This is a genomic window from Accumulibacter sp. (genome assembly GCF_031732815.1).
In the GTDB taxonomy this organism is placed as follows: Bacteria; Pseudomonadota; Gammaproteobacteria; order Burkholderiales; family Rhodocyclaceae; genus Accumulibacter.
Genome location: NZ_JAVMKF010000301.1, coordinates 1 through 13,396, shown reverse-complemented (window position 1 = coordinate 13,396; position 13,396 = coordinate 1). Strand labels below are relative to the sequence as shown.

The following is a 13,396-nucleotide window of genomic DNA, read 5'->3' as shown; positions in this document are numbered from 1 at the left end:
ATCGGGACACCAAGCATGAAGCCGCTGATCATTTTCGGAACCGGCAAGATCGCCGACGTCGCTTTCCAGCATTTTTTGCGCGACAGCGAGTATCAGGTGGTGGCGTTTACTTGCGATGCCGCCTGGTTGCCGTCGCTGGCCGGCAGCGAGCCGACGCACTATGACTTGCCCCTGCTCGCCTTCGAGGAGATCGAGCGCCACTTTCCGCCGGCTGCATTCGCCCTCTTTGTCGCCGTCGGCTATCAGGAGCTCAACGCGCTGCGCGTACGCAAGTGCGAGCAGGCGCGCGCCAAGGGTTACCGTCTGGCGAGCTATGTCAGCCCGCGTGCCGATCAGGGTCCGTGGCTCGAGCTGGGCGACAACTGCCTGATTCTCGACGGCGTCGGAATCCAGCCCGGGGTTCGCCTGGGGAACAATGTCTTCGTCTGGAACAACACGCTGATCGGTCACCATTCGGTCGTACATGACGACTGCTGGCTGGCGGCCGGCGCGACGCTCGGCGGTTGTGCGGTGGTCGGCGAGCGTTGTTTCGTCGGTCTGAACGCGACCATCGGCGGCGAGCTGACGATCGGCGCCGATTCGTTTCTCGGAGCCGCCGTGCTCGTCCTGAAGAACGCGCCGCCGCGCAGCGTCTTCATTGCCGGTGCGACTGAGAAGTTCCGTCTGGAGAGCGACGCATTTCTGCGCATGTCGCGCATGCCCGCGCTCGCTCGCGCGGCGAAAGACTGAGCCGGCATGCTCTGCTGGAGAAAGCTCGGCCGCCTGTTCAATCCGGCGGACAGCCGGCCGTGGCCGTGGATGCAGGAGTTCGCGCAGTGTCCGACGCCTTTCGTCCTCAACGACGATGTGCTGCGCGTCTATTTTGCCTGCCGTCCGCGACGCGGGGCCGACCGGCAATACGTGTCGCATCCCGGCTACGTCGACCTGGCGCGCGACGATCTCACGCGTATCGTGCGCGTTGCGCAAACGCCTTTGCTGCCGGGCGGCGATCCGGGGACCTTCGACGAATTCGGCGCCATGCCGGGCAGCGTGCTGCGCGAAGGAAGCGACGTCTACCTCTACTATACGGGCTGGACGCGCATGCAGTCTGTCCCCTATACGCTGGCCATCGGTCTGGCGGTCAGCCGGGACGGGGGTGAAACCTTCCTCCGGGCCGGCGCTGGCCCGGTTCTCGGCCTGTCGCTCGACGAGCCATACTTCGTTACCGGCCCGGTCGTCCGCATCGTCGACGACCAGTGGATCATGTGGTATCTGAGCTGCCGCAGGTGGTTGTTCGGCGGCGGGCGGCCGGAACCCGTCTATCAGATCGCGCGCGCCGGATCGAGCGACGGAATCCATTGGCAGCGCGAAAGCGCGGCGGTCATGCCGCTGCTTTCGGAAAACGAATGCCAGGACATTCTGGCGCCATTCTTTTTCGCCGGGAAGTGGCATGCGATCTTCGCCTGGCGTCAGCCGTCGACTTTTCTCGGCGGCTATCGCCTGGGCTACGCCTGGTCGACCGATCTGATCAACTGGCAGCGCGACGATGCGGCGGTCGGTATCGAGCTTTCGGCGGACGGCTGGGACTCGCAGATGATGTGCTACCCGCAGGTCATCGAAGTCGATGGGCGGATTCTGATGTTCTATTGCGGCAACGACTTCGGGCGCGAGGGCTTCGGCGTCGCCGAACTCGTCGCCGACGCGCCGTCGGCCGGCGGCGAACGGTGTCTGCCTTGAAGCTCCTCGACCAGATTGTCGAAGTCAAGAACGAACAGCGCGCCCGGCTTGCCCGGCTGCGCGCCTCGCACAAGCCGAAGATTCTCTACGGCGCCGGCGTCTATGCCTACGTTCTCAAGCGTCTGCTTGACGCCGAGCACATTGCGCTGAGCGCCGTGATGGTCGACGCCGCGTATCGAACGGAGCGCCCGTTTCTCGGCTTTACGCCTGTCGTCACCGAAGAGAGCTTCGACCTGCTGCGCGCCAGCCAGGTCATCGTCGGTATCGTCAATTATCCGCCGGTGGTCGACAAGCTGCGCCGCCTCGGCGCCGGCGAAATCCATGTCATCGACGTCCCGGATTACTTGAACCTGCCGCATCCGTTCATGGATCTGGATTTCGTTCGCGCGCACGCCGAGTCGTTCGAGACGGCGGCTGCGCTTTTTGCCGACGACTTGTCGCGTGCGACGTACGCTGCCTTGATCAACTGCAAGATCAACGAAGACCTGGCTTTTCTGCGGCCTCATGTGCGGTTGGACAAGCTCTATTTCCCGCAAGGCGAATTTCGCCTGCGCGACGACGAAGTGCTGCTCGACGTTGGTGCCTTTACCGGTGACACAGTGCGCGAATTCCACCATCTGCGCGCCGGCCGCTACGCGCGAATCATCGCGCTCGAGCCGGACGAAGGCAATTTCGCGCAACTTCTGGCGACGATAGCCGAGCTTGGCCTGGACAAGGTTGTCCCCTTGCCGGTCGGCGCGTGGGACGAGACGACGACCTTACGTTTCGTCGGCAAGGAAATGCATATCGACAATCAGATCGCCGCCGACGGCGAGAAGCGGATCGCGGTCGAGCCGATTGACGCACTGCTCGCCGGACTGAACGTGCGCGTCAGTCTGCTCAAGTTGGACATCAACGGCGCCGAGTACCGTGCGCTGTGCGGCGCCAGCGAGACGATCCGGCGCGACCGACCGCGCATTGCCGTCCGCCTGCACACGCGCGAGGACCTCTTCCGCCTGCCCATCCTGCTCAAACGCCTGCTTCCCGAGGCCAGGCTCTACTTGCGCCAGCGCAACTTCATGTCGATGATGGCCGTTCTTTACGCCCTTATCGAGCCGCCTGCCAGCGTCTGAGCTGGGGTCAGCGCCACGTTCGTTGCGCGGCGTCCACTGCGCGCTGGCGGCAAGAGGGTAGCCGCCAGGCTGCTGCTCAGTCGAGGATGGCCACGCCAAAGCCGTGGCGGCCGAAGTCGTTGCCGTTGTAGAGCAGGTAGACGGCGTCGTCGCAAGCGAAGACGTTCGGGTAGCAGAGCATTTCAGAATCCCAGCCGTCTGCGCTTCGCTCCAGCCGCATCTCGTCGTCGTCGCGCGTCCACATCAGCAGGTCGTCTGAATGGGCGTGTCCGAGGCGATAGGCGCGCGCGCGATTGTGTCGGAAGTCGTGGCATTCGCGGTAGCAGAAGAACATGTGATGCCGCCCGGCAAGCTCGATCACCGTCGGCATCGCCTGGCACTCGTCGGCGCCGAGCCGCGTGCTGATGATCTGCCGGCCGTCATCCCTCGTCCAGCGCACGCCGTCAGGTGATTGCGCGTGACCGATCTTGTAGATTCGGTCGATTGTCGGCGAAGCGCCTGAGCGCTGCCAGCCGGCGCCGAAGATGTACCACATGTGGAAGACGTCGTTGACCACGCGCACGCAAGGATCGGCGATCAGGCAGGGTTCATGCAGGCTTGCCGCGAGCAGCGGGCCGCGACCGACGCGCTGAAAGGTGAGTCCCTGATCACGGCTGACGGCGAGCCCGATGGCGCTGTCGACCGGCACCGAGACGCGACGATTGACGCCACAGACATAGCCGTAAAGCAGATCGCCGTGACGCAGCACGTGCAGCGGAAAGATTCCGTGTTCGTCGAAGCAGCCAGGCCGACCGAGCCGGATGACCGTGTGTGCGGCAACGGCGAGAATCTCGAAGCTGTGCTTCGCGACATCGACGAAAGCCACGTGGCTCAGATAGTTGCCGCCGCCGGCCGGATCCGGGCAGCGGGTCGAAAAGTAGATGCGGACGAAACCAGCGAAAACGACCGCCTGTGGCGCCTGCGCAAACTCACGGCAGCCGTTGGCCAGGCGGAAATCGCGTGGATCGAAAATCCGACCGAGCTTGCGCCATTTTCCTGTGCGCATGGCGATCTCAGGCGCTCGCCGGCCGTTCGCCCAGCGAGTGTCGGGTGCGCAGCGCCGGCTTCACAGGAGTTCGTAGTCCTGCGCCAGTTGCCGGCGGACATCGGCCAGCGGGTTGAACATCATGACATCGACGATCGACAGCGCGGGAACGAAATCGTTATGCCTTTGCGCGTAGGTCGACGGATGCGCCTGGAGAAACTTCAGCTCGAGGCCGTTGGCGGAAAAGCAGTCGCGCGAGTACAGGCCGACCCCGCCGATCGGATTGAGGTAGCGGCTGGCCGCCAGCTGGCGGCAGAGTGCCAGCACCTTGTCCTGCCCGTGCAGACGGTGGTCGATCGGCAAGGACGACGAGACGAGCAGCGGAGTGGCGATCTCCAGGTAGGCGCACACCGTCGTCAGCGAGTGAAATAGATAGGCAAACAGATTGTTCTCGGAGCAATTCACCACGTGTTCGAGGAGCGGGTAGACGCGGGCAAACTGCGGGGCGTCGTGGTAGGCCTCCCTGATCTGGTTGAGCAGCCTGTCGCGCTGGAAGGCGGTCGCCAATTGCCGCTGGCGCACCTCGAGTGTCGCCGAATCGCTCTTCAACGGCAGCGAAATCAGCGCCGTGCATCCGTCACGGCGGAGAATCCGGTTGCGGTTGATCCAGCCTTTCTTGGTGTACTGGATATTGTCGTACACGACGAAACAGTCGACCGCCGCGATCAACTGGTAGTAGCCGATGTAGGGCAGGAAGTAGGGCTGCATGATCGCCACGCAGCGGGGCGGTGGGCCGGCGGTTGCCGAAGGGGTCGGCGCTTCTGGGCAGGCAGGCATCGATCGTTGTCGGCTGGGCTGGTCGGTGCCCGGCGTTCAGCCGGGGCTCGCCGCCGATTCGGCGAGCGCTTCCGGCGTCGAAACTTCAAAGGATGCCGGCGGCAATTGTGCACACCAGCGCTGCCACATGCGGCGCAGGGCGCGCGCCATGCCTGCCGCAACGAGTTCGGGCTGGCCCATTGCCGATTGTCGCAGGCGCTCGCGCAACTCGCCGCGCAAGGCGGCGAGCGCGCTGAGGTCGTTCGCCCACTGTCGCCCGCAGGCGATGAATTCGCCGGCTTCGCGGGCAACGAAGGCGGCGACGCCGGCGTGTCCGAGAATCGCCGCGCCGGACCGTCCCGGGACCGTCCGGCCGCTCAGGGTGAGCGTCGGAACGCCCATCCACAAGGCGTGCAAGGTCGTCGTGCCGCCCGCGTAGGGGAAGGTGTCGAGGCAAAGATCGACCTGCTGATGCAGCGCCAGGTAGTCGACCATGGCGCAGCGCAGGTGGAAAGTGAGCCGTTCGGGAGCGATGCCGTGGCGGGAAAATTCGTCGGTCAACTGTTCACTTCGCCCGTCGGGACGCATGGCGGCGAGGAGCAGGCGTGAACCGGGAACCGCCTGCATCAGTTCGGCCCATAGCGCAACCACCGACGGGCTGATCTTGTTTGGCCGGTTGAAGCTGCCGAAGGTGACGTGGCCGCGCGCCAGCGCCGGCAAGCGCGCCACCGGCGGTGCGTCGGCAAAGGGGAGGAAGGGCGCGCCGGCCGGCAGGCGGACGATCTTTTCGCTGAATTGATCGTCGTACTCGCCAAGCGGCAGGAAGAAGCGGTCGGCGAGGAAGTAGTCCATTGCCTGCAGGCCGGTCGTCGCCGGATAGCCCATCCAGCTTGCCTGCAGCGGCGCTGGTTTGCGGGCAAAGCTCAACAGTCGATTGTGCGCGGTGTGTCCGCTGAGGTCGAGCAGGATGTCGATGCCGTCGCTTCTGATGCGCTCGGCGAGGTCGGCGTCGCTCATCCCGCTGACCGCATGCCAGTGCGCGAAATGGCCGTGCAGGCGCGCGCTGACATGGTCCTCGACCGGGTGCGTGGAGTAGGCATGCAGTGTCAGGTCGGCGCGTCCGGCCAGATGCGCGAGGACGGGCTCGACGTAGTTGGCAACGGCATGGTGGCGCAGGTCGCCGGAAACGAATCCGATGCGCAGGCGACGATCGGGGTCCGCCGAATTGTCGTGTGGCCGCCGACAGGCGAACAGCGGCGTTTCAAATTTCTCGGCGAAAAGCCGGTGCTCGGCGAACAGTGCCGGCGCGTCGATATCCTCGTTGTGCGTCAGACAGAAGAGCAGATTGCTGTGTGCCAGCGCGTAGTCCGGCTTCAGCGCCAGGGCTTGCCGGCAGACCAGCTCGGCTGCCCGATGGCGGCCGAGATCGGCCAGCGTGACGCCCAGATTAAGGTAGGCACCGGCCAGCTCGGGTTTGAGTTCGAGCGCGCGGCGCAGGCTGGTTTCGGCATCGCTCAGGCGCTCCTGGTCGCGCAGTATGGCGCCCAAGGTGTTGCAGGCTTCGGCCAGGTCGGGCTGGCAGGCCAGCGCATGCCGCACACTCGCCTCGGCCTCGGCAAGCCGGCCAAGCTGCTTGAGGACGATCGCCTGGCCAACCAGCGCTGCCGGAAAGTCCGGCTGGATCGCCAGCGTGCGCCGCCAGGCGCTGTCGGCTTCGACCAGACGGCCTTGTTGGCCAAGCGCGCTGGCCAGGTTGTAGTTCGCTTCGACCAGCTTCGGCTGTTGCTCGACGGCGCGCCGGAGAAGATCCTCGGCCTCGCTCAGTCGCCCCGCTTCGAGCAGCGCGGCGCCGAGGACGGCGAGCGCTTCGGGGAAGACGGGGCGGGCGGCGAGTGCGCGCCGCCAGGCAGCTTCGGCGTCAGCGGTTCGCCCGAGCGTGGCGAACACGTTGCCGAGGTGGAAGAGCGCCTCGGGAAACTCCGGCCGGTACTGCAAGGCTTGGCCGAGTACGCTAGCGGCCTCCTCCGACCGGCCTTGGCCGTGCAGCGCATCGCCCAGATTGGCATAAGCCTCAGCCATTTCGGGCTGCAGCGCGAGCGCCTGCCGATAACAGATCTCGGCTTCCGCAAGCCGGCCTTGCGCGAGCAAGGCGTTGCCCAGGTTGCAGTGGGCGGCGGCGAAATCAGCTTGCTGGGCGATCGCCTGACGGAAACTGAGCTCGGCTTCGCTGTGCCGTCCCTGCCGCGCCAGTACGTTGCCCAGGTTGTAGTGCGCTTGCGGGAAGTGCGCCCGGATGTGCAGCGCTCGGCGCTGCGCCTGTTCGGCCGCCGTGAGGTCTCCGCTGTCGGCCAGGACGAGGCCCAGGTGGCTGTGCACCTGCTCGTCGTCGGGCAGCAGTTGCGCGGCGCGACGCAGCGCGGGCAGCGCCTGCGCGTCGTTTCCCAGCGCCTTGAGCAGCGTGCCGTGCAGTTTCCAGCTTGTCCCGTCGGCCGGAAAGCGCTCGGTCAGGCGGCGGGCGCGCTTCTCGCCGGAGTGATAACGGCCCGCGTTGAACAGGGCAACGACGGCGTCGAGCTGCTGCCCCGAGGGTTTGCCATCTCTTGCCGGCGCCGCCTGACGGGTCGCAGGGCGCGGCGGCAGGCTTGCCGCGCAGGCTTGTCGCGCGTTATCGCCGGCGCTTCCTTCGTTGGTTGTCGTTGGCGCGGCGCCAAGGTGTCGGCTCAGCGCGTCCACCGCCTCTCCGGCCAAGCCGTGTTGGCGTCCGAGAGCAAGGACTTCGCGCGCGCTGTCCGCCTGTCCGGCGCGGGCCAGCGTCTCGATGTAGCTGATCCAGTACCGTCCCTCCTCCGGCGCCGCTTCCAGCGCCGCAGCCAGATGCGGCAAAGCCTCGGCCGACTGCCCGAGGGTGACCATCAACAATCCGAGCTGATGGTTCGCCGGCGCATGTTCCGGCCGCGCCTGCAGGATTGCGCAGTATAGTTGCCGGGCCTGCTCGAGGTGGCCGTCGGCCTGCAGGGCAAGCGCCCTGGCCAGCCCTTGCGCCAGCGCATCGTCCAGCGCAGTGGAGCGCCTGGCGGCGCTTGCTGCTGGTTTGGCCGCGCTCGTCGCGGCCGGCGAGTCATCCGGTATTCTCTGCATGCGCGGGTCTTTCGGCAGGTGCCCCGATGCCGAGCGAAGCAAGCGTGAGCCCGGCCCGCTCCAGCGCGCCGCGCAGGTCGCTCGCCGTGCCGCTCAGCAACTGGCGCGTTGCCGCTTCGGGGGCGATGATCGACAGCGCGATCTGCTCGCGCTGGATTCCCAGGCGCGCCTCGACCTCGCCCAGCCTGGGGAGCGTCAGACGCAGGCGCGTCTGCCATTGTTCGTTGCCGTCACTGGCGTTTTCGCCGCGCGCACGATCGTGCACCGGATCCTCGATCTGCCAGTGGAGCTGTTGCCCCGGCCATACCTGCCCCTGCCAGGTGAAGACTTGCGTGGCGAAGGCTTCCAGTTGCTGCTGGACGAGGGCAAGCGCCGGTGCGGCGACAACATCGGCCGGCGGGCTTGCCGGTGCGCCAGCGGCCGGCGCAGTGGCCGGCGCAGTGGTCGCTGCGCTGGCGGCCGCGGCGAGCTGCGGGTTGGCTTCGTCCGCCCGTCCGGGCGGTGGCACGACGATCGGCGGCGAGCGCTGGCTGGCATCGCTCGCCGTCGGTCCGCGCGCGTCGGCTGAGTGTGGCGCTCCGGCCTCGGCGGGCAGCGGCGCTTTCTGTGGCGAGAGCCTGCCTTGCGGTTCAAGCAGCAACTGCGCCTGACTGAAGCGTCCTTCAACCCATTCCGCCTGGTGCGCTTCGTAGAACATGCCGCTGCCGACGATCGCCTTTTCCAGCAGCGGCAGCAGGTCGCGGCCGCTCGCCGGCGGACCCATGGCAAGCGGTCGGTTTTCGTTCAGCGGCAAGGCTGCCAGGCGGCGGCCGTTGCCTGCCCCGGCGAAGAGATCGCCGATCAGTTGCCCGGTCCGACTGAGCCTGGTGGTGAACGACGCATCGCCAGCTTCCGCCGTCGCGCTGGCGCTGGCCCGGGCGACGACGGCAAGCGTCAACCTGCCGTTGCTCTCAGCGACTTCCAGTTCGATGGCATCGCCGCTCTTGGCGGCAAAAGGCAGCGCCAAGGTCACAGCGCGCTGGCTGATCACGGCGCGATACGTGCCGTTCGGCAGCAGGGCTTCGATCTGCGCCAGCAAGCGCTGTCCGGCGACCAGACCGGGCAGTTTGTCGGTGATCTCCAGCGTCGGCAGAGCCGAGCGTAGCGGGAGGTCGGCAGGCGTCCCGATCCGGTTGGCCAGGTCGCTGCGTATCATCCGCTCACGAGGCCGGTTCGGCTGCCCGCAGCAAGGTGCGCAGCTCTTTCAGGCGGGCGGTGACGAGCGGGCGGACCTGATCGTCGCAATGTCGGCTGGCTTCGATCAGGCGGCGCGCATGCGCCTGTTCGGCCGTCGGCAGGTGCCGTCCCAGGTCAGCCGGCAACGCGCCGGCGAGCGCGCGCCGCCGGTCTTCCAGCAGGGTCAGTTCCTGCCAGTCGCCGCTGCGCGCCGCGCGGACCATCTGTTCGGAAAGCTTGAGCACTTCCGCAAGCCCGCTCAGCTCGGGGTTCATGCGATCGCCTGTTCCGCCGCAGCCGGCGAGATTTGGCGCCAGGCGCTGTGGATTTCCTCCAGCAGGCCGGAAACCTCCTCCAGCGCTGCCGGGTCGCTGGCCAGATTGGCATGCAGCAGGCGCATGACCATGTAATCGTAAAGGGCCGACAGTCGTTCGGCGATTTCACCGCCCTGCTCGAGGTCGAGGCTCACCTTGAGGCCATTGGTGATGATGTCGATGGCTTTCGAGAGGGCTTCACCGCGGGCGGCGACCTGTTGTTGGCGGAACGCTGCGCGGGCGTTGCCGAGCGCCGCCTGCGCGCCGGAAAAGAGGAGCAGGATCAGCCGGTGCGGGTCGGCGACCTCGACGGCTGCGTCAACGCCTACCTTCTGATAGGCGGAAATGGCGAGTCTGGCCTTGCCGTACATTCAGGACCCCTGGTTGTAGCTGGGCAGGTTGGCGAGTTGCTGCTCGAGGAAAGTGCTGGTCTTGGTCATTCCCGACATCAGCGTATCGAGCGCTGTGAATTGTCTCCGGTAACGCGCTTCGATCTGCGTCAGGCGAGCCGAGATCACTTCCGATTGTTTGCCGAGGCTTTTGATCGACGCGCTGAGACCCTCGTTACGCGCGGCGATCAGCCCGCTGCTGCCGATCAATCCGTCGGTTGCTTCCTTGAATGACTTTCCGTACGCGGCAACGAGGTTGGCGACACCGGTCAGGTCGCTGCTGATCGCCGCGCTCAGCTTGCTCGAATCGATCAGGAGCTTGCCGTCCTTCTGCTGCGTCACGCCGATGTCCGACAGTCGCTGCAGCGAAGCGCTGGCCAGTTCGGACGGCACTGTGCCGAGCGCTGCTCGTACGTTTGCCTGCGCTGTGCGCAGCGTGCTGTCCCCGTTCAGCGCACCGGCCTTCTTGGTCGTTGCATCGTAGCTGCCGAGGCTGTTGGCGGTCGTCTGAAAGTCGTTGAAGGCCTTGACCAGTGCGCTGAGCCCGGTGCTCAGGCTGGCGTTGTCCTTGCTGATCGTCACGCTCGTGCTGAGCGAGACGGCTGGCGCTTCGGGGCCTTTCAGCAGATTCAGCGTGACCCCGTCGATCGCCGTCGTGACGCTGTTGGTGGCTGCGCTGACGGCGATGCCATTAAGCTTGAAAGCCGCGCCCTGAGCCGCTTGTGTCTGGGCAAAGGGGTCGGTCAGCGGTGCTGGTACAGCATTCGGGTCGTAAGCCAGACCGGCGATTCCGGACAGCTTGACGAACTGGTTGCTGCCGGCTGTTTCGCTGCTCAGGACGAGCTGCTTGCCGGCTGTTCCATTGATCACCACCGCCGCGACGCCGGCGCCGGCATTGTTGATCGCGTCGCGCACGTTCTCGGGTGACGCGCCGTCGGCGATGGTGACCGTCGTTGTCCGGTTGGGGCTGCTGCCACCCAGGCTGTCGAGCGAAATGGTCAGCGTGCCGCCGACCGCCAGCGTGCCACCGGCGCCGGCAAAGGGGCTCGCCGCACCGGTGGCGCTGACGATGCTGTGCTGCTTGGCGATCTGCGTGACTTCCAGGCTGTAGGTGCCGGCGACGGCGGTCGACGAGGCTGTGGCCGAGGCGATCGTTGGATCGGCGACGCTCGCCTTGAACACCGAGAACTTCTGCACGGCAGTGCTGCCGCTCGCCGGGACGAGGCCGGCGGCAGCGCTCTGCAGTGCCGATGCGGCGCTCTGCAGCGCGCCAAGGGCGGAGATCTTTGCCTGGTAGCCCGCTTCCTTCTTGGCCAGTGCCGTCAACGGCTTCTGTTCAAGTGCCATCAACTGGCTGACGATGCTATTGACGTCCAGGTTCGAGCCCAGGCCGGGGGATGATATGGCCATGCTTGCTTCTCCTTGCGTCCTGGCGGCGGGCCGGTTGCTGCCCGCTCAGGCCGATTGCTTGACGAAGAGACCCTTGATGCTGTCGAGCGCCTTGGCGATGGCGAGCATCTCGGCCGAGGGCATCTGGCGAATCACCTCCTTGGTGGTTCGGTCGACGATCTTGACGACGAGTTGACCGGTGTCGTCGTTGACGCTGAACTCGATGTTGCTGTTGATCGGTGCGACGAACTCGCGCACGCTCTTCGTTGCCGCTTCGACCGCCGCCCGATCGGGCGGTTTTGCTGCCGATGCGGACGCCATTTGCGCGGTTTCGGCAGGTTTCGCTGCGGTGTCCAGGCTTGGCCGGGGTTCGCGCTGCGCACTGCTCACTGCGGGATTGCTCTGCGGGGGCAGAGTAGCGCCGGTAGCTTGAATGTTCATCCTTCACTCCGTCGGGAAGTGACTGCGGGGCACGACCGCGTCACCGCGCCCGTGCCCCAGATGTTACTTCGGTTTAATCAGTTCCACCTATCCACGCAGGAGTGAAAGCACGTTCTGCGGCAGGGCATTTGCCTGCGCCAGCATCGCCGTACCGGCCTGCTGCAGAATCTGGGCGCGCGACAGGTTGGCCGTTTCCGCGGCGAAGTCGGCGTCAAGGATGCGGCTGCGCGAGCTCGACAGGTTTTCCGAAGTCGTTGCCAGGTTGCTGACGACGCTGCTGAAGCGGTTCTGCACGGCACCCAGGTTGGCCCTGCTCGAGTTGATGTTGGCAAGCGCAGAATCGATCGTCGCGATGGCATTCTGCGCGCCACTCGCTGTCGTCACGTCGACGCTCGAGATGCCGGCGCCAAAGGTTGCTGTCGCCGCCGTATAGCCCGCGGTCAGATTGGTCGCCGCGATGTTGGCGCCGCCGAGGGTGATTCCGGCGCTGCTCGTCGAACTCAGCTTGATGCCGCCGTAAGTGTTGCTGACCGTGGCGGTGGCAAAACCGACGTTCTGCAGGTCGGCCGTGCCCGCGGTTTCCACCGTGATCGTTCGCCCATCGGAGGCGGACAGGCTGATCTTGGCGCTGCTCGTGTCGAACGTGGCGGTCACCCCGGTCTGGTTGGAAACCGCGTTGATCGCTGCGACGACGTTGTTGCCCTGTGCTGCCGCGGTTGCGCCAGCGGCAATCGCGCTCAGCTTGACACCGTTGATCTTGACATAGTCAGTGTTATCGCCGGCGACCGCAGTCAGGCCGGAAATCGCTCCGCTGGTGACCGAGGTGACGGTGGCTACGGCTGACACGCCAGTCTGTCCGCTGACGGTGTTGAAGGCGGCGGCTTTGGCGATCGCGCTGTCGGAGCCGACCTTGGTCGTTCCGGCGGTCAGACCGCTACCCGCCGCAGCGGTCCCACCCAGTTCGATCTTGATGTCGCGGCCGTTGATCGAGGACAGCGTGAGGACGCCGGCGTTGCTCGTCGCAACGACGCCAGTGGTCGTCGTGAGCAGATTGATCGCGGTGGCGACGGCGGTTCCCTGCGTCGCTGCGTCGGTACCAGCGGCGATCGCGCCAATCGTCGTTCCGTTGATCTTGATGTAGTCGGTGGCGTCGCCAGCGATCGTCCCCGCCGCCGCGGCAGCGCCGTTGATGCTTACCGAGCTGGAGACGCCGTCCGTCACCGACGGGCCGACACCGTAACCATTCACCGTCACGCCGCCGGTCGAGATGGCGCCGTTGGTGACCGTGGCCGTCATCGTCGTGACATAGGACGAAGTCGTCCCGACGCCCAGCGCATCAGCCTTGGCGCTGGCGATCGAATTGATCGAGATCGTTTCGCCGCTGTTGGCGCCGATCTGGAAAGCCTGCGTGTTGAACGTGCCGTCGAGCAGTTTGACGCCGTTGAAAGCAGTCTGACTGGCCACCGTGTTGATCTGCTGAACGAGTTGATCGACTTCCTGCTGCAGGGCCAGGCGGTCGGTCGCCGTGTTCGTCGCGTTGGCTGCCTGCACTGAAAGTTCGCGCATGCGCTGCAGGGATTCGGTCACGCTCTGCAAACCACCTTCCGCCGTCTGCGCCAGCGAGATGCCGTCATTGGCGTTGCGCGAAGCCTGATTGAGGCCATTGATTTGCGAACTCATGCGGGCCGAGATCGCGAGGCCGGCAGCGTCGTCCTTGGCGCTGTTGATGCGCAGGCCCGATGACAGGCGCTGCAGCGACGTCGCCAGCGAATTCTGCGAGCTGTTCAGGCTGCGTTGCGAATTGAGCGAAGCGACGTTGGTGTTGATGATTTGGGGCATTTC

Annotated in this window: 12 protein-coding genes; 3 read left to right on the top strand and 9 right to left on the bottom strand. The window is 65.9% G+C overall.

Going from position 1 to position 13,396, the window contains the following annotated elements; all coding sequences use genetic code 11:
• From RKP46_RS17545 to RKP46_RS17535, 3 genes are all read left to right on the top strand, one after another.
• On the top strand, positions 1–729 hold a 729-nt coding region (locus tag RKP46_RS17545; RefSeq protein ID WP_311107820.1), incomplete at its 5' end, for an acetyltransferase.
• A gap of 6 nt (positions 730–735) precedes the next feature.
• Positions 736–1,716, top strand: a complete 981-nt coding sequence (locus RKP46_RS17540; RefSeq protein WP_311107819.1) for a hypothetical protein — start codon at positions 736–738, stop codon at positions 1,714–1,716.
• On the top strand, positions 1,704–2,828 hold the full coding sequence (locus RKP46_RS17535) for an FkbM family methyltransferase (protein ID WP_311107818.1): 1,125 nt from the start codon (positions 1,704–1,706) through the stop codon (positions 2,826–2,828). Before RKP46_RS17540 ends, RKP46_RS17535 begins: the two co-directional genes overlap by 13 nt.
• 76 nt (positions 2,829–2,904) lie before the next feature.
• Here RKP46_RS17535 and RKP46_RS17530 read toward each other — a convergent pair whose 3' ends face one another.
• From RKP46_RS17530 to RKP46_RS17490, 9 genes are all read right to left on the bottom strand, one after another.
• Positions 2,905–3,873, bottom strand: a complete 969-nt coding sequence (locus RKP46_RS17530) for a hypothetical protein (protein ID WP_311107817.1) — start codon at positions 3,871–3,873, stop codon at positions 2,905–2,907.
• 60 nt (positions 3,874–3,933) lie between these two features.
• Entirely contained in the window at positions 3,934–4,620 is a 687-nt protein-coding gene (locus RKP46_RS17525) for a WbqC family protein (protein ID WP_311107816.1), read from the bottom strand.
• Positions 4,621–4,725: 105 nt separating this feature from the next.
• Positions 4,726–7,806 (bottom strand): tetratricopeptide repeat protein, encoded by a 3,081-nt coding sequence (locus RKP46_RS17520; protein ID WP_311107815.1) that lies wholly within the window; start codon positions 7,804–7,806, stop codon positions 4,726–4,728.
• Entirely contained in the window at positions 7,787–9,001 is a 1,215-nt protein-coding gene (locus RKP46_RS17515) for a flagellar hook-length control protein FliK (RefSeq protein ID WP_311107814.1), read from the bottom strand. Before RKP46_RS17515 ends, RKP46_RS17520 begins: the two co-directional genes overlap by 20 nt.
• Positions 9,002–9,005: 4 nt before the next feature.
• Positions 9,006–9,296 carry a flagellar protein FliT gene (locus RKP46_RS17510; protein ID WP_311107813.1) on the bottom strand — a complete coding sequence of 97 codons (291 nt, stop codon included), beginning with the start codon at positions 9,294–9,296 and terminating at the stop codon, positions 9,006–9,008.
• Positions 9,293–9,706: a flagellar export chaperone FliS gene (gene fliS / locus RKP46_RS17505; RefSeq protein WP_311107812.1), complete on the bottom strand. Its 414-nt coding sequence runs from the start codon at positions 9,704–9,706 to the stop codon at positions 9,293–9,295. The genes RKP46_RS17510 and fliS overlap by 4 nt, the downstream gene beginning before the upstream one ends.
• Complete coding sequence (fliD, locus tag RKP46_RS17500; protein ID WP_311107811.1) at positions 9,707–11,134, bottom strand: flagellar filament capping protein FliD; 1,428 nt, start codon at positions 11,132–11,134, stop codon at positions 9,707–9,709. It abuts the gene before it with no gap.
• A gap of 45 nt (positions 11,135–11,179) precedes the next feature.
• Entirely contained in the window at positions 11,180–11,554 is a 375-nt protein-coding gene (locus tag RKP46_RS17495) for a flagellar protein FlaG (protein ID WP_311107810.1), read from the bottom strand.
• 87 nt (positions 11,555–11,641) lie between these two features.
• On the bottom strand, positions 11,642–13,396 hold a 1,755-nt coding region (locus RKP46_RS17490), incomplete at its 5' end, for a flagellin (RefSeq protein WP_311107809.1).